10 protein-coding genes are annotated in these 17,364 nt (G+C 62.8%); all 10 read left to right on the forward strand.

Features of this window, described 5'->3' with window-relative positions:
- Nucleotides 1-199 precede the first annotated feature (199 nt).
- The 10 genes from glgA (at nucleotide 200) to BLO80_RS22015 (ending at nucleotide 17,170) form a co-directional block, all read left to right on the forward strand.
- On the forward strand, nucleotides 200-1,771 hold the full coding sequence (glgA, locus tag BLO80_RS21970; protein ID WP_092330252.1) for a glycogen synthase GlgA: 1,572 nt from the start codon (nucleotides 200-202) through the stop codon (nucleotides 1,769-1,771).
- A 7-nt stretch (nucleotides 1,772-1,778) separates the two neighbouring features.
- Complete coding sequence (gene treZ / locus BLO80_RS21975) at nucleotides 1,779-3,581, forward strand: malto-oligosyltrehalose trehalohydrolase (RefSeq protein WP_092330255.1); 1,803 nt, start codon at nucleotides 1,779-1,781, stop codon at nucleotides 3,579-3,581.
- On the forward strand, nucleotides 3,578-5,656 hold the full coding sequence (gene malQ, locus BLO80_RS21980) for a 4-alpha-glucanotransferase (protein ID WP_092330257.1): 2,079 nt from the start codon (nucleotides 3,578-3,580) through the stop codon (nucleotides 5,654-5,656). The genes treZ and malQ overlap by 4 nt, the downstream gene beginning before the upstream one ends.
- Nucleotides 5,653-8,439, forward strand: a complete 2,787-nt coding sequence (locus BLO80_RS21985; protein ID WP_092330260.1) for a malto-oligosyltrehalose synthase — start codon at nucleotides 5,653-5,655, stop codon at nucleotides 8,437-8,439. Before malQ ends, BLO80_RS21985 begins: the two co-directional genes overlap by 4 nt.
- 20 nt (nucleotides 8,440-8,459) lie before the next feature.
- Nucleotides 8,460-8,819, forward strand: a complete 360-nt coding sequence (locus BLO80_RS21990) for a DUF2934 domain-containing protein (protein WP_092330262.1) — start codon at nucleotides 8,460-8,462, stop codon at nucleotides 8,817-8,819.
- Nucleotides 8,820-9,048: 229 nt separating this feature from the next.
- Nucleotides 9,049-11,208 carry a glycogen debranching protein GlgX gene (glgX, locus tag BLO80_RS21995; RefSeq protein ID WP_092330264.1) on the forward strand — a complete coding sequence of 720 codons (2,160 nt, stop codon included), beginning with the start codon at nucleotides 9,049-9,051 and terminating at the stop codon, nucleotides 11,206-11,208.
- A gap of 249 nt (nucleotides 11,209-11,457) precedes the next feature.
- The gene (locus BLO80_RS22000) at nucleotides 11,458-12,222 is read left to right on the forward strand and encodes a PIG-L deacetylase family protein (RefSeq protein ID WP_092330267.1); all 765 of its coding nucleotides are present in this window, start codon (nucleotides 11,458-11,460) and stop codon (nucleotides 12,220-12,222) included.
- 332 nt (nucleotides 12,223-12,554) lie between these two features.
- Nucleotides 12,555-13,319 (forward strand): endonuclease/exonuclease/phosphatase family protein, encoded by a 765-nt coding sequence (locus tag BLO80_RS22005; RefSeq protein WP_219738694.1) that lies wholly within the window; start codon nucleotides 12,555-12,557, stop codon nucleotides 13,317-13,319.
- Between the two features lie 181 nt (nucleotides 13,320-13,500).
- Nucleotides 13,501-15,960 (forward strand): autotransporter family protein, encoded by a 2,460-nt coding sequence (locus BLO80_RS22010; RefSeq protein WP_092330270.1) that lies wholly within the window; start codon nucleotides 13,501-13,503, stop codon nucleotides 15,958-15,960.
- Between the two features lie 295 nt (nucleotides 15,961-16,255).
- Nucleotides 16,256-17,170 carry an autotransporter domain-containing protein gene (locus BLO80_RS22015; protein WP_092330273.1) on the forward strand — a complete coding sequence of 305 codons (915 nt, stop codon included), beginning with the start codon at nucleotides 16,256-16,258 and terminating at the stop codon, nucleotides 17,168-17,170.
- The last annotated feature ends 194 nt before the right edge of the window (nucleotides 17,171-17,364 follow it).

Raw genomic sequence — 17,364 nt, forward strand, 5'->3', positions numbered from 1 at the left:
GTTAGAGGTAGGGCAACAGCGACTGGTGCAGTCCTTGCACTGGTCATTGCAACAGCTCCTTCAGCTGATTCGCTTCGTCGCGTTTGGGTAGCCGTTCGCTTTCCTTGCGTAGCGCTTGTGCGCCTGGCCGCAGGATTCGGCCAATGAAACAACAGCTCTGGCGCGTGCCGGAAACAGATCGAGAAAATGGGAGATATTTATGATCAGTGCTGCCTTGGAACCACAACAAGTCCGTTCTCAATTACCGCCGGCGGCCGGATCGCCGACGGCCCCGGTGCTGGTCACCGGCGGCAAGGCACTGCTCCCTGTCGTTCGACAGAATCCCAATCGCAAGAAAGTCTTGTTCGTCACCTCGGAAATCGCCGACCTGGTCAAGACCGGCGGCCTGGGCGATGTGTCCTCGGCACTGCCTCGGGCCATGGCGGGGCTGCATGATGTCCGGGTGCTGATCCCTGGCTATCCGCAAGTGATGAACAGCGGCAATCCGATCCACATCGTCGGCGAACTGGGTGGCCACGCAGCCCTGCCGCCCTGCAAGATCGGGCGCATGGACATGGCCGACGGCCTGGTGATCTACGTACTGATCTGCCCGGAACTGTTTGCCCGCGAAGGCTCTCCCTACGGCGCCAACAACGGTCGCGACTGGCCGGACAACCACATTCGCTTCGCCCGCCTGGGCCTGGCCGCCGCCGACATCGCCGCCAACCTGGCGCAGATCCACTGGTGCCCGGACCTGGTCCACGCCCACGACTGGCCAGCCGGGTTGGCGCCAGCCTACATGCACTGGCGCGGGCAACGCACCCCGACCCTGTTTACCATCCACAACCTGGCGTACCAGGGCGTGGTCAGCCTGGCGTCCTGCCCGGAACTGGGCATCCCCGAGCACGCCCTGCAACAGGAAGGCATGGAGTTCTACGGCAAACTGTCGTTCCTCAAGGCCGGGATGGCCTACTCCAGCCATATCACCACTGTCAGCGCCACCTATGCCCAGGAGATCACCACCCCTGAGTTTGGTTGCGGACTCGACGGTTTCCTGGCTGCCAAGACCCAACAAGGCTTGCTCAGCGGCATCCCCAACGGCATCGATGAAAGCTGGGATTCGGCCACCGACACCCACCTGTTCCGTCAGTTCTCCATGGGCGACTGGGAAGGCAAGGCCGTCAACGCCAGCCATGTGCGTGAACTGTTTGGCCTCGACGACTCCACTGGCCCGCTGTTCGCCGTGGTTTCGCGCCTGGTCTACCAGAAAGGCCTGGACCTGACCGAAGCGGTCGCCGAGTTCATCGTCGAATCCGGCGGCCAGATCGCCATCATCGGCCGCGGCGAACCGGAGGAAGAACAGGCCATGCGCGAACTGGCACTGCGCTTCCCCGGCCGCATCGGCGTGCGCATCGGCTTCAACGAAACCGATGCCCGGCGGATGTTCGCCGGCAGCGATTTCCTGCTGATGCCGTCGCGCTACGAACCCTGTGGCTTGAGCCAGATGTACGCCCAACGTTTCGGCTCGCTGCCGGTGGCGCGCAATACCGGAGGCCTGGCGGACACCATCGAAGATGGCGTCACCGGTTTCCTGTTCGATGAGTCCACCGTGGAGAGCTACCAGCAGGCCTTGAGCCGGGCCTTCAAGGTCTTCGAGTTCCCCGACCTGCTCAACGCCATGCGCTGCCGGGCCATGTCGGCACCGTTCAACTGGCGCCAGGCCGTGGAACCCTACGCCGAACTCTACGAACAGCTGGTGGCGAAGTCACTGGGAAAATCGGCCAGACAATGAGGTAACAATGACGTCAAGGACGCCTGATACATGGACCCACGGGGCGGTCACGCTGGACGACGAGCACACCCGCTTCGCCCTCTGGGCCCCGGATGCCTTTTTTGTCAGTGTCGAACTCGACACTGGAGAGTCAATACCGCTACTGCCCCAAGCCGACGGCTGGTTCATGATCCAGACCCGTTGCCCCGCCGGCACCCGCTACCGCTACAACATCGATGGCGAGCTGGAGGTGCCGGACCCGGCCTCTCGCGCCCAGGCCGGCGACATCGACCGTCACAGCGTGGTGGTCGACCCCCATGCCTACCCGTGGCGGCACACCCAATGGTGTGGCCGTCCCTGGCACGAAGCCGTCATCTACGAATTGCACGTGGGCGCCCTGGGCGGTTTCAACGGTGTCGAACAGCATTTGGCCCGCCTGGCGGGGCTGGGCGTCACCGCCATCGAGCTGATGCCACTGGCGCAGTTTCCCGGCGATCGCAACTGGGGCTACGACGGAGTCCTGCCCTACGCGCCCCAAGCCTCCTACGGCACGCCTGAACAGCTCAAGCATCTGATCGACAGCGCCCACGGCCATGGGCTGTCCGTCATCCTGGACGTGGTCTACAACCACTTCGGCCCCGACGGCAACTACCTGCATCGCTATGCCAAGGGCTTCTTCCGCGAAGACAAGCACACGCCCTGGGGCGCGGCGATCGATTTCCGTCGCCGCGAAGTGCGGGACTTCTTCATCGACAATGCGCTCATGTGGCTGTTGGAATACCGCTTCGACGGCCTGCGCCTCGACGCGGTACACGCCATCGAAGACCCGGACTTTCTCCAGGAGCTGGCAGCCAGGGTGCGCGAACAGGTGGACCCGAGCCGGCATGTCTGGCTGACCGTGGAAAACGAGCACAACCAGGCCAGCCTGCTGGAACAGGGCTACGACGCCCAGTGGAACGACGATGGCCACAATGCCTTGCACGTGCTGCTGACTGGCGAGACCGACGCCTACTACGCCGACTATGCCGAGCAGCCGACGGAACAACTGGCACGGTGCCTGAGCCAGGGTTTTGTCTTCCAGGGCCACACCAATCGCCACGGCGAATCCCGGGGCGAACCCAGCGGTCACCTGCCACCGAGCGCATTCGTGCTGTTCCTGCAGAATCATGACCAGGTCGGCAACCGTGCCCTGGGCGAACGCCTGCATCAGCTCGCCCCGCCCCAGGCCTTGCAAGCGGCGACCGTCTTGTTGCTGTTGTCACCGATGATTCCGCTGCTGTTCATGGGCGATGAGGTGGCCGCCGAACAACCGTTCCTGTTCTTTACCAGTCATCACGGCGAACTGGCAGAACTCGTGCGCGAAGGCCGACGCAACGAGTTCAAGGCGTTCAGTGCCTTTGCCGATCCGCAGAAGCGCGAGCGGATTCCCGACCCCAACGCGGCCAGCACCTTCGAGGTTTCACGGCCAAGCCTGGAATCGCAACGCGCGGAGCAGCAGGCCAGCGAGGCGCTGTATCGCCAACTGCTGAAAATCCGCCGTGAAGAGATCGTCCCGCGCTTGCCCGGTGCCCAGGCCCTGGGGGCCGATGTGCTGGGCCATGGTGCCGTCAGCGCACGCTGGCGACTGGGCGATGGCAGTGTGTTGCGCATCGACCTGAACCTTGGCGACCAGCCCGTCGCACACCAAGCCCCGGAAGAGGCACGCATTCTTTTCGAACATCCGCAGCAGGTCGTGGGTCTGTTGCAACAGGGCGTCCTTGCCCCCCACAGCGCGCTGGTCAGTCTGACGCAGGCGACAACCTTGCCCAACATCACTGGAGAGCGCCTATGAGCGATGCGCAACTGGAAATCCTCGCCAGCCGAGCGGGCCTGGCGGTGGATTGGATCGATGCCAATGGCCGGGCCCAGAAAGTCTCGGCGGCAGTCTTGCGCTCGGTCCTCACGGGCCTCGGCCACCCAGCTGGAAGTGCCCAGGAAATCGACGCCAGCCTGCTGCAGTTGCAGAAAGATCAACAGAACCATCAACTGCCACCGCTGATCACCGCCGATGTCGGGGCCAGCCTGGACTTGAGCCGCTACTTCGAGGCCGGGACACCCTGCGAAATCAAACTCGAAGACGGCGCGACGCTGAATCTGAACCTCGATGCCGACGGCAAGCTGCCGGGCATGGTCCCGGTGGGTTATCAGCACGTCAACATCCGGGGCCAGCATTTCACCCTGGCCGTCGCACCTGCTCGCTGCTACAGCGTGGCCGATGCGGTGGACGACCCGACGCCCCGAGCCTGGGGCTTGAGCGCGCAACTGTATGCCCTGCGACGCCCCCGGGACGGCGGTTTCGGTGATACCCAGGCCCTGGAGGAACTGGTGCGGGTGGCCGGCGAACGCGGCGCCGACGCCGTTGCCATCAGCCCGATGCACGCGATGTTCAGCAGCGACACCGGGCGCTACAGCCCTTACTCGCCGTCCAGCCGACTGTTCCTCAACAGCCTGTACGCCGCCCCCGGCACCATCCTCGGCGAACGCGCCCTGCGCACCGCCATTGACGCCACCGGCTTGACCAACCAACTGCGCAACCTGGAAGAGCAGCCGCTGATCGACTGGCCAGTCGCCGCCCAGGCCAAGCAGAAAATCCTCCGCGCCCTGTACGACGGGTTCAGCCAGGGCTCGCACCCGCTGCATGAAGACTTCAGCAGTTTCCGCCACACCAGCGGCGAAGCCCTGGAAAACCATTGCCGCTTCGAAGCCTTGCAGGCCGAACGCGCCGCCCGGGGCGAAAGCCTCGACTGGCGGCAGTGGCCGGAAGAATGGCGCGATCCGCGCAGCGCGGTCCTGGCCCATTTCGCCGAAGAAAATGCCGACGAAATCGGTTTCTACGCCTTTTGCCAATGGTTGATCGCCCGCTGCCTGGAACGCGCCCAGAGCGCAGCCAAATCCAGCGGCATGGGCATCGGCCTGATCGCCGATCTGGCGGTAGGTGCCGATGGCGCTGGCAGCCAGGCCTGGAGCCGGCAGGATGAACTGCTCGCCTCGTTGACCGTGGGCGCACCGCCGGACATTCTCAATCGTTCCGGCCAAGGCTGGGGCATTTCGGCGTTCTCCCCGGAAGGCCTGGTGCGCAACGGCTTTCGCGCCTTCATTGAAATGCTGCGGGCCAACTTTGCCCACGCCGGTGGCTTGCGCATCGATCACGTCATGGGCTTGCAACGGCTCTGGGTGATTCCCAACGACGCCCCACCCAGCGACGGTGCCTATCTGTATTACCCGGTAGACGACCTGTTGCGCTTGCTGGCACTGGAATCCCATCGGCACCAGGCCATCGTACTGGGCGAAGACCTCGGTACCGTGCCGGATGGCTTGCGGGACAAACTCAGCGCCCGCTCGATCCTCGGCATGCGCGTGCTGTTGTTCGAACAGGACAACACCCACTTCAAACCCATCCTCGACTGGCCGGACAACGCCCTGGCCACCACCAGCACCCATGACTTGCCGACGCTCAACGGCTGGTGGCACGGTCACGACATCGACTGGAACGCCCGGCTGGACCTGATCGACTCCCACACCGAAATGGACTGGCGCAAACACCGCGAGCGCGAACGCGAAGGTCTGCGCCAAGTGCTGAATCAGGATCCGCAGAATTTCCGCGAAGAACACCGCGAGACCGATCAGGTGCTGGATGCCAGCGTGCGCTTCCTCGGCCACACCCGCGCACCGCTGGTGTTGCTGCCACTCGAAGATGCCCTGGGGATCGAGGAGCAGGCCAACCTGCCCGGCACCATCGATACCCATCCCAATTGGCGCCGCCGCCTGGCCCAACAGAGCCAGGCGTTGCTGGATCACCCGGACGCCGCCCGGCGTCTGGAAATACTCGCCTGCGCGCGACTTCAGGCGAACGAGCGTGACCGATGAAACAGCCATTGATCCAACCTCTGCGGGCAACATTGCGCCTGCAGTTCCATAAAGGCTTCACCCTGGACGATGCCATACCCCAGGTGCCGTACTTCGCCGCGTTGGGCATCAGCCACATTTATGCCTCTCCGCTGCTCAAGGCCCGGGCCGGTTCCATGCACGGCTACGACGTGGTCGATCCAACCCTGGTCAACCCCGAGCTGGGTGGCGAAGCCGCGCTCAAGCGCCTGGTTGCAGTCTTGCGCGAGCACCGGATGGGCTTGATCCTCGACATCGTCTCCAATCACATGGCCGTCGGCGGCAATGACAATCCCTGGTGGCTGGACCTGCTGGAATGGGGTCGACTCAGCCCCTACGGCGAGTTCTTCGATATCCAGTGGCATTCCCCCGACCCGCTGATGGAAGGCCAGTTGTTGCTGCCGTTCCTGGGCAGCGACTACGGCGTGGCCTTGCAGGAAGGCACCTTGCGACTTCGCTTCGATGCCACCGATGGCAGCTTCTACGTCGAACACTATGAACACCGCTTCCCGATTTGCCCGATGCACTACGGCGAGCTGCTCAAACCCGCCGAAACCCTGCCCGTCGAACAGGCCGAATCACTCAAGACCCTGGCTGAGCGCTTCACCACGTTGAATTACCAGACCGATGCCCACGCCCTCGCCCGCCCGCTGCAAACGGAGTTGCGGGACCTGGCGGCACACGCCGGCATCCTGGCCGCCATCGAGGCCAACCTGGCTGGCTACGACTCTACCCGGCCCCAGGGTTTCGAACGCCTGCATCAATTGCTGGAGCGCCAGAGCTACCGGCTCGCCAGCTGGCGCACCGCGGCGGACGACATCAATTGGCGGCGCTTTTTCGATGTCAATGAATTGGGCGGGCTGCGGGTCGAGCGTCCGGCGGTATTCGAAGCCACCCATGCCAAGATCTTCGAATTGATCGGCGAAGGGTTGGTGGATGGGCTGCGGATCGATCACATCGACGGTCTTGCCGACCCTCGTGGCTACTGCCGCAAATTGCGCCGACGCGTGAATTCGCTGTCGCCGACCCGACACCTGCCGATTTTCGTCGAAAAGATCCTCGGCGATGGCGAGACGTTGCGGCGGGACTGGAACATCGACGGCAGTACCGGTTACGAGTTCATGAACCAGGTCTCGCTGTTGCAGCATGACCCGGCCGGTGCCGCCCCCCTTGCCGAATTCTGGAGCCGGCACAGTGAGCGGCCGGCGCACTTCATCGAAGAAGCCCGCCTGGCTCGCCAGCAGATACTCAATGGCTCCTTGGCCGGGGATTTCGAAAGCGTTGCCCAGGCCCTGCTGCAAGTGTCCCGGGACGATGTGATGACCCGCGACCTGACCCTGGGCGCGATTCGGCGGGCCTTGCAGGAGCTGATCGTGCATTTCCCGGTGTATCGCACCTACATCACGCCGTTGGGACGCTCCGCCGAAGACGAGGTGTTTTTCAACCAGGCCCTGGAAGGCGCCCGGCAGACCCTCGGCGAAGCCGACTGGCCGGTGCTCGACTGCCTGGCCGGTTGGCTCGGTGGCATGCCTTGGCGGCAACGCCCCCGCGGCAGCCAGCGCAAACGCCTGCGCCACGCTTGCGTACGCTTCCAGCAACTGACCTCGCCGGCCGCCGCCAAGGCCGTGGAGGACACCGCCCTCTATCGCTCGGCGGTGCTGCTGTCGCGCAATGACGTAGGCTATGACACCGAGCGTTTCAGCGCCCCGGCGCAGGCGTTCCACCAAGTGTGCGCCGAACGCCTCGAGCATTTTCCCGACAACCTGATGACCACTGCCACCCACGACCACAAGCGCGGCGAAGACACCCGCGCCAGGCTGGCCGTGCTCAGCGAGCGCGCCGACTGGTACACCGCCTGCGTGGAGCAATGGCGCATCCTCTCGCCTTCGCTACACAGCGACCCGGCGGCGCCCTCGGCCGGTGATGAATTGATCCTGTACCAGGCGTTGCTCGGCAGTTGGCCGCTGGACCTCGACCTCCAGGACCACCAGGCGCTGGCCGCCTACAACGAGCGCCTGTGGCAATGGCAACGCAAGGCCCTGCGCGAAGCCAAGTTGCAAAGCAGCTGGGCGGCGGTCAACGACGCTTATGAGCAAGCCACCCAGATGTTCCTCGAACGCCTGCTGCTGGGCGATGAGGGGCTGCCCTTGCGTAGCGCCATCGCCGAGGCGGTCCAAGCCGTCGCGCCGGCGGGCGCCCTCAACAGTCTGGCGCAAACTTTGCTGCGCATGACCGTACCCGGCGTACCGGACTTGTACCAAGGCAACGAGTTCTGGGACTTCAGCCTGGTGGACCCGGACAACCGCCGCCCGGTGGATTTCCAGGCACGCCGCGAAGCGATGCAGGCCGACAACACCCCAGCCGCGTTGGTACGCGATTGGCGTGACGGCCGGATCAAACAGGCATTGATCGCCCGGACACTGGCCGTGCGAGCCGAGTATCCGCAGCTGTGGCGCCAGGGCCGCTACCAACCGCTGGAAGTGCTCGGTGAGCAGGCCCATCGGGTACTGGCCTTCATGCGTGAGGACTCGCAACATCGAGCGATCGTTGTCGTACCTGTCCATGCGGCGCATTTGCTGGAAAACAGTGCCGTGCCGCTGGTGGCTGCGTCGGATTGGGGCGATACCCGCGTATCGTTACCGTTCGCCGCCAAGGATGAAAAACTGAAGGGACTTTTTTCAAGCGCAACAGTCACACCCCAAAGGGAGCTGCTGATCAGCACCGCGCTGGGGAATTTCCCGGTCAATGTCTTTATCCAACCTTGAGTTGAATCAGGAGCACTGCGATGAGTACCGACGATAAACGCATTCGCGAATTCGCCTATCAGATCTGGGAGTCCGAAGGTAAGCCTGCCGGGCAGGAAAAACGCCACTGGGAGATGGCGCGCAAACTGGCCGAAGCCGAAGCGCTGGCGCCGAGCAAGCCACCCAAGGCCGCGAGTAAATCGGCGGCCAGCAAGACCGATGGCGCCAAGCCTGCCGCAACCAAGGGCACCGCGGCCACGGCCAAGACCGCCGCGAAAAACACCACGCCCAAGGCCAAGCCCGCGGCCAAGCCTTCCGCGGCGACCGCAGCGGTCGTGCCACCGGCGAACAAGGCCGCTGACAAAAAACCTCGGGCACCGCGCAAGCCGCCGGCGGTTTGATTAGTCCTATCGATCTCCTCGTCAGCTGGGAGCAAGGCTTGCTCGCGAAACAGGCGCCTCGATGTCCGGAGGAACCCATCGCTTCGTCGCGGGCCAGCCTTGCTCTCCCAAAGAAGCAACTCTGTTCCACGTAACGGGATAAATACCCCTCGCCACAGGTGAAGGGTCATGCCATCCCTTTCGAGTGAACCGCATCGCTGTATCTGTCTGTTTTTTTGCAGGAGCAACTATGACCCGTCCAAACAAAACCACGCCGCCGCCCGTTATCGAGGCTTCGCGGATTCGTGAAGGGCTGCCTTTTCCACTGGGTGCAACCTGGGATGGCCTCGGGGTCAACTTCGCGCTGTTTTCAGCCAATGCCACCAAGGTCGAACTGTGCATTTTCGATGATGCCGGCGAAGTCGAACTCGAACGCATCGAGCTGCCGGAGTACACCGACGAGATTTACCACGGTTATCTGCCGGATGCCCACCCGGGATTGATCTATGGCTACCGGGTCTATGGCCCCTATGATCCGGCGAACGGCCATCGCTTCAACCCGAACAAGCTGCTGATCGACCCCTACGCCAAACAACTGGTCGGTCAATTGAAGTGGTCCGAAGCCCTGTTCGGCTACACCATCGGCCACCCCGACGGCGACCTCAGTTTCGATGAGCGCGACAGCGCCCCGTTCGTGCCCAAGTGCAAAGTCATCGACCCCGCGCACACCTGGGGCCACGACCAGCGCGTCAGCGTGCCGTGGGACAAGACCATCCTGTATGAAACCCACGTGCGCGGCCTCACCATGCGTCACCCGTCGGTGCCCGAGAACCTGCGCGGTACGTTCGCCGGGCTCATGGTCGACGATGTGCTGGAGCATATCCGCAAGCTGGGTGTCTCTTCGGTGGAACTGCTGCCCATCCATGCCTTCGTCAATGACCAGCACTTGCTGCACAAAGGCATGACCAATTACTGGGGCTACAACAGCATTGCCTTCTTCGCGCCCGACCCGCGCTACCTGGCCAGCGGCAAGATCGCCGAGTTCAAGGAGATGGTCGCCCACCTGCACGAGGCCAACCTGGAAGTCATCCTCGACGTGGTCTACAACCACACCGCCGAGGGCAACGAACAGGGCCCCACCCTGTCCATGCGCGGCATCGATAACGCCTCCTACTACCGGCTGATGCCCGACGACAAGCGCTACTACATCAACGACTCCGGAACCGGCAACACCCTGGACCTGAGCCATCCCTGCGTGCTGCAGATGGTCACCGACTCCCTGCGCTACTGGGCCACGGAAATGCATGTCGATGGCTTCCGCTTCGACCTGGCAACCATTCTCGGCCGTTACCATGACGGTTTCGACGAGCGCCACAGCTTCCTCGTCGCCTGCCGCCAGGATCCGGTACTGCGCCAGGTGAAAATGATCGCCGAGCCTTGGGACTGTGGCCCCGGGGGCTACCAGGTAGGACACTTCCCGCCGGGCTGGGTCGAGTGGAACGACAAGTTCCGCGACACGGTACGGGCCTTCTGGAAGGGCGATGACGGCCAGCTCGCCGATTTTGCCAGCCGAATGACCGCCTCGGGCGAGATGTTCAACCAGCGTGGCCGGCGGCCGTATGCCTCGGTGAACTTCGTCACTGCCCACGACGGTTTCACCTTGCATGACCTGGTGTCGTACAACGACAAGCACAACGAAGCCAACGACGAGAACAATCAGGACGGCAGCAATAACAACCTGTCCTGGAACCATGGCGTCGAAGGCCCGACGGATGATCCGGAGATCAATGCGCTACGCCATCGGCAGATGCGCAACTTCTTCGCCACCCTGCTGCTGGCCCAGGGCACGCCGATGATCGTCGCCGGCGACGAGTTTGCCCGTACCCAGCACGGCAACAACAACGCCTATTGCCAGGACAGTGAGATCGGCTGGGTCAACTGGGACCTGAGCGAGGATGGCGCGACGCTGCTCAAGTTCGTCAAGCGCCTGATCAAGTTGCGCCTGACCTACCCGATCCTGCGACGCGGACGCTTCCTGGTGGGTAATTACAACGAGGACATCGGCGTCAAGGACGTGACTTGGCTGGCCCCGGACGGCAGCGAAATGACCATCGAACAATGGCAGGACAGCCATGGTCGCTGCCTCGGCATGCTGATGGACGGCCGCGCCCAGGAAACCGGTATTCGGCGCAAAGGGGGCGATGCGACGCTGCTGCTGGTGGTCAACGCGCATCATGACATCGTCAATTTCCGCTTGCCGGAGGTCCCGGAGGGGAGTTTCTGGACCTGTATGGTCGACACCAACCAGCCGACCGTTCGTGGGCAGGAGCGCTTCGATTTCGATTCCGAATACTCCGTCACCGGACGCTCGCTGCTGCTGTTCGAGCTGCAACGCGAAGAAGAGGATTGAAATACCTGCTGTAAACAGCCATGGGGAACCGCAAGGACGCGGTTTTTTATTCCCACCGTCCAGTTTCAAGAAAAAAATGCAGCTCAGATGCACATGTCACGAGACGGATCGGCTGACATGGTCAATACTTCCCCTGCGGTAGTCTCCAGGATTCGGAGCGCTGTAAATCGCAGTCATGCCCCATCGGTGCCATCGGACAATAGGCCCGGTGCATGGCTGAAAGATTGAATACACACAAGGATGTCGCTTATGAAGCCCGCCTCTCGCCTGCCTGGCCGGCAGCACCCGCAAATCTGGAACAGTGCCGCGCAACTGGCCGATATTCCGATCATCAGTACCCAGACACTCATTCCCGCCGGCGCTCGCGCCGTCATCCTTGCCCCGCACCCAGGCGATGAGATCGGGGCCTGTGGCGGATTGCTGCAGTTGCTGAACAACCTGGACCAGCCCATGTTGCTGATCTCGGTCACCGATGGCGCCCTCGCCCACCCCGGCTCACCGCTGTGGAACGACGAACGCCTGCGCGCGCACCGCCCTCACCCCCAGGAAAGCGTCGACGCCCTGCATCGCCTGGGCATCGCTGCCCATGGCCTGCAATGGGTGCGCGGCGGTTTCCCGGAAAAAAACCTGGCCGAACATGAAACCGAACTGGTCACGTTTATTGCCCGTCACCTGCACCCCGGTGACGTGGTGTTCAGCACCTGGCGCCAGGACGGCGACAGCGACCACGACACTGTCGGACGCGCTGGAGCCCTGGCCGCCGACAGGATCGGAGTGGCGTTCAACGAGCTGCCGGTATGGGCCTGGCACTGGCCGGTCCGCGAGCAGAATAAAATCCCCTGGCACCGGGCCCGCAAACTGCGCCTCGACGTCTGGACCACCGCCCGCAAGCGTCACGCCATGCACGCCTACGTCAGCCAACTCAGCGGCGAACCGGCGAGCGGCATCGCCCCACTGTTGCCCAGGGTCATCCTTGACCGGATGGGCTTGCCCTATGAGATTGTCTTCATCTGAACGCCTGCCTGCAGGAACTGGACTTGTTCGCGATGGCGGTGGTTCAGATACACCGCTATCGCGAGCAAGCTCGCTCCCACATTGGATGTTTGGGAATGCAACCTCTGCGTGCGCCCCCCTGTGGGAGCAAGGCTTGCCCGCGATGGCGGTGGTACATTCAGTGATGATGTTGGATGTGCCGACGTCTCCGCGAGCAAGCCCGCTCCCACAATGGATCGGTGGGGACACGAAAAATCCGGAACTGCCTGTGCCTTGGATCAGTCGCATGAACAAGTACGTCTGATTCAGGAGTGAACGTGACTCAAGATCCCGATTGGCGAGCTGTCGAACCCATGCCATCGGACGCGCCTGCGGCGGTTCATCGGCTGCGGGTCCTGACGGTCAACACTCACAAGGGCTTCACCGCCCTCAACCGGCGCTTCATCCTGCCCGAATTGCGCGAAGCGGTACGCAGTACCGGCGCCGATCTGGTGTTCCTGCAAGAAGTGCTCGGCGAACATGACCGCCACGCGTCACGCTACGACAACTGGCCCCAGACGTCCCAGTACGAATTCCTCGCCGACAGCATGTGGAGCGACTTCGCCTATGGCCGTAATGCGGTCTACCCCGATGGCCACCATGGCAACGCCTTGCTTTCCAAGTACCCGATCCGCCAGTTCCGCAATCTCGATGTGTCCATCACCGGCCCCGAGCGGCGCGGGTTGTTGCATTGCGTGCTGGATGTGCCAGGCCACGCCGCGGTCCACGGGATCTGCGTGCATTTGAGCCTGTTGGAAAGCCATCGCCAGCTGCAGCTCAAACTGCTCTGCCAATTGCTCGATTCGCTGCCCGAGGACGCCCCGGTGATCATTGCCGGTGACTTCAACGACTGGCAACTGCGCGGCAACCTCGCCCTCGCTCGCCGAGGTTACTTGCACGAAGCCTTCGAGCACCACCTGGGCCGCCCCGCCAGGACCTATCCGGCCCGCTTCCCGCTGTTGCGCCTGGACCGCATCTACCTGCGCAACGCCAGCAGTCATTCCCCGCAAATACTGGGCAACAAGCCCTGGACCCACCTGAGCGATCATCTGCCGCTTTCGGTGGAAGTGCATTTGTAGAGCGCGCCTTCCCCTACGCTTTCTGTCCGTGGACCTGTAAGTTCTGACAGTAGCGACGCCCTTTATTCGTTGCTAGCGTGCCATTCCATACAGCGAGCGTTGCCAGGCCCTGTGTGCCATCTGTTGCGCAACCGATGCTGAAACGGCATCCATGGGGATGCCGATTGCAGAGGGATAGCACATGATTCGGCACGATAAAGGATTCAATCGGCTGTTCAACGCCTTGTGGGTATCGGCCCCCTTCCTGTTACCCGCACCCGCCGCCATGGCGGCTTGCACGCTGGCGCCAACCGCAGGCGATGACACCTATGTCTGCGACAGCGGCACCAGTCCCGGGCTGACGGACCTTTCAGGTAACAACCGCCTGACCATGCCCGCCAACGGCAGTGGCATCATTACCGGCGATGTCACGTTCGGCGCCGGCGTCGATACCCTCGAGATCAACGCCAACGGCGTGATTGACGGTGATGTCGAGCAAGGCTCGGAAGCCGACTCTTTCGTCATGAACGGCGGCAGGATCCTCTCCCTGGCCCAAGGCGACGGCCTCGATCAATTCCTGATGACCGGTGGCACCATCGTCGATGCGTTCGAAGACGGCGACATCGCCAGAATGACGGGCGGTACCATTGGCCGGGTCGACATGAAGCTCGATGACAACGTTTTCGACATGTCCGGCGGCAACATCATCGGCAACCTGGTGACCGGTTTCGGCCAGGACACCATCATCCTCTCCGCGGGACGCATCGGCGGCAATGTCAGTGTCAGCGGCGGCAACGACAGCATTACCGTCAGCGGTGGCGAAATCCTCGGCGAGGTCCGGGCCAGTGCCGGCGATGACCAGTTTCAGTGGAGCGGCGGACTCATTCACTCGGCCATCCTGATGGGTGACGGCAGCGACACGGCGCTGTTGAGCAACCTCGATGAAACCGGGCTGAGCATCACCCCCAGCGTGAATGGCGGATTGGGTCAGGACGTCCTGACCTTTGAAGGCAGCACCTCCAGCACCGGCGCCCGTTACCTCAATTGGGAAACGGTCAACCTCACCCAAGGCTCGCAACTGGACCTCAACGACACACTGACCTTGGGTGACAGCGCCACCGGCTCCGGGACGCTCAACATCGAGAGCGGCAGCACGCTGACAGCGACCCAAGGCGTCATCGCCCCTTTTACTGCCGGTCAACTGGCGACACTCAATAACGCCGGCACGATAGACCTTACCCAGGGCAACACCCGCACCAACGACACGCTTACCGTCCAGGGCAATTACGTCGGCGACAATGGCCAGTTGCATGTGCAAACGGCCGTCGGCGCCGATGGCTCCGCCAGCGACAAACTGGTGGTCAATGGCGGGACGCTCACCGGCAATACCGCTATCACGGTCACGAACCTGGGCGGTACGGGTGCACTGACGACCCAGGATGGCATCGAAGTGGTCCAGGCTCAAGGCGGCGCGGTCAGTAACGTCAATGCCTTTTCGCTGGCGCAGTCCGTCTCGGCCGGTGCGTTCGACTACCGTCTGTTCAAGGGTGGCGTGAGCGGCAACCCAGACAACTGGTACCTGCGCTCCACCGTGGTTGCCGGGCCGGTAGCGGCGCCCATCCCGACGGCGCCTCCCGCGCCGGGCGCGCCCCCCGTCCCGACGCTGCCGCCCTTGCCAACCGCAGTGCCCGGTGCGGCCCCCATCCCGTTGTATCGCCCGGAAGTGCCGACTTGGTCGGTACTGCCTCCGGCGGCGGCGCAATTGACGTTGATGGCCCTCGGTACGTTCCATGACCGTCAGGGTGACCAGCGCCTGCTCACGGAAACCGGCGCATTCGGCGCGGGTTGGGGCCGGGTCTATGGCGTAGACCTGGATAAAACCTGGGCCGGTACGGTGACGCCGCAGTTCGATGGGTCGATCAAGGGCTTCCAGGTGGGCAACGATCTGTACAGCTCGCGTCTGTCCGGCGGCCAGACCCAGCGCATCGGCTTCTTCGTCGGGCACACGGAATTGAACGGCGATGTCAAAGGCTTCAACCTGGGGTTCGAAGGCCGGCACGCCGGCAAGATAGAACTCGACGGCGACAGCTACGGGCTCTACTGGACGCTCACCGACCCCAACGGCGGCTATGTCGACACCGTGGTGATGGGCACGCGATTGAATGGCGACAACCGTTCCGAGCGCGGCCTGAAAATCGACAATCGCGGGCACGCCTTGACCGCTTCGGCAGAGACCGGCTATCCCTTCAAGGTGACCACTGACTGGGACTTTGAACCCCAGGCCCAGATCATCTACCAAAAGGTATCCCTGGATACGCAAAACGATGGGGTCTCCAAGGTCGAATTCGATTCCGACGGTGCCTGGACCGGCCGCCTCGGTGCGCGCCTCAAGGGCCGCTACCAGGTCAGCGGCATGCCCGTGGAACCGTACTTGCGCGCCAATCTCTGGCATACGTTTTCCGGCACCGATTCGGTGATATTCGACGACAGCGAACGGGTCGAGACCCAACAACGCGCCTCCACCGGTGACCTCGGGATTGGCGTCACCGTGAGCCTGGCGCCCACCGTCGCCCTGTACGCCGGCGCGAACTACAGCCAAAACCTGGACAGCAACCAGCAACACAGTGTCATGGGGAACGTCGGTTTGCGGATCAGTTGGTAGGCAGGGTCTACGCCAGAGGTTTGACGCCCGAATAGCCACCACAATAACCAATTGAAATCAGCGCTTTATTAGCGCTGATTTCACCATGCCATTCATCGTTCATTTTCTTGACGCACCGCCATCAGTCTTCTTGACTACACCATACTACCCCCGGAAATACAGTCAGGGGCAGGCCTCTGGAACCCGTCAAGACGGGCCGCCAGAGGCTTGCCCCAATCCATTCGGTCGCCCCTCATTCGGGGTAGGAGAGACGCCAAAAAAGCGAGAAATGCATGCGATTGCAAGGCAGGCCCCCATGAGAACCTCCCTCCGTCCACAAGCGTTCACCACCACTTTCCATACCGTCTCGACATCGTTGCTGCTGCTTTCATCCATGGAGGTCCAGGCCTGGCCTGCCGAGGAGAGCCTGCAACCCTGGTACGATCGAACGTCATCCACCCGCCTCGATACCGCACTTGTTGGAAGCGAACCTTCTTCCGGCAAAAGCCCCGCCCTGTTCACATTGCGCCACGGCGACGGCCATACCCAGCGCATGGGACTGATCAGTGGCCAACACCAGATCGTTTCAACCGGCGGCGGCCTGCTGGTGATGCCCGCGCTGGCCGACCCGGACAAAGATGCCCTCAACCTGAAAGGTTCGAGCCTCGGCGCCTATTGGAGCCTGACCGGTCCCGCGGGCTGGCACGTCGACCTGAGCGCCAGCGGCGGCCGGGTCAACGGCTACAGCCGCATCGAACAAGGCCAGCGTCAGGCCACCGAAGGCCATGCGGTGACGCTGTCGGTCGAAGGTGGCTTCCCTATTGGCATCAGCACCCACTGGGTGGTCGAACCCCAAGCGCAGCTGATCAATCAGCGCGTCACCCTCGATACGCCAAATGCCGGAAGCGGCTCCGGCGACGAACTGAGCAGTTGGAGCGGCCGCGTTGGCGCACGCCTCAAAGGTAACTACCAAGTCAACGGCCTCGGTGTGGAGCCTTACCTGCGAACCAACCTGTGGCACACCGTCCAGGACGCCAGCACGGTGTCCCTGGATAAGGTCGACAAGATCAGCAGCAGTCGAAAATCCTCCACCGTCGAAGTCGGCCTGGGCCTGGTGGCCCGGGTCACGCCAGCGGTAAGCCTGTATGTCAGCGCCGATTACAGCAGTGACGTCGACGATAACGACCTCAACGGCATCATTACCAGCATGGGGGTGCGGATGCGCTGGTGATCCCGGAGCTGTAGGAGCTGTCGAGTGCAACGAGGCTGCGATCTTTTGATCTTTCGCTTGAGACTCAAGTGTCTAGGGAAAGATCGCAGCCTCGCTTCGCTCGGCAGCTCCTACAACGTCGTCCGGCGCAAGCAATCTGCCGCCACTTAAAAAACACCTCCATTAAGGCGTATAACGCTAAAAGCGTTCCATGC

Source organism: Pseudomonas sp. NFACC56-3 (assembly GCF_900100025.1).
GTDB classification, from domain to species: domain Bacteria; phylum Pseudomonadota; class Gammaproteobacteria; order Pseudomonadales; family Pseudomonadaceae; genus Aquipseudomonas; species Aquipseudomonas fluorescens_AA.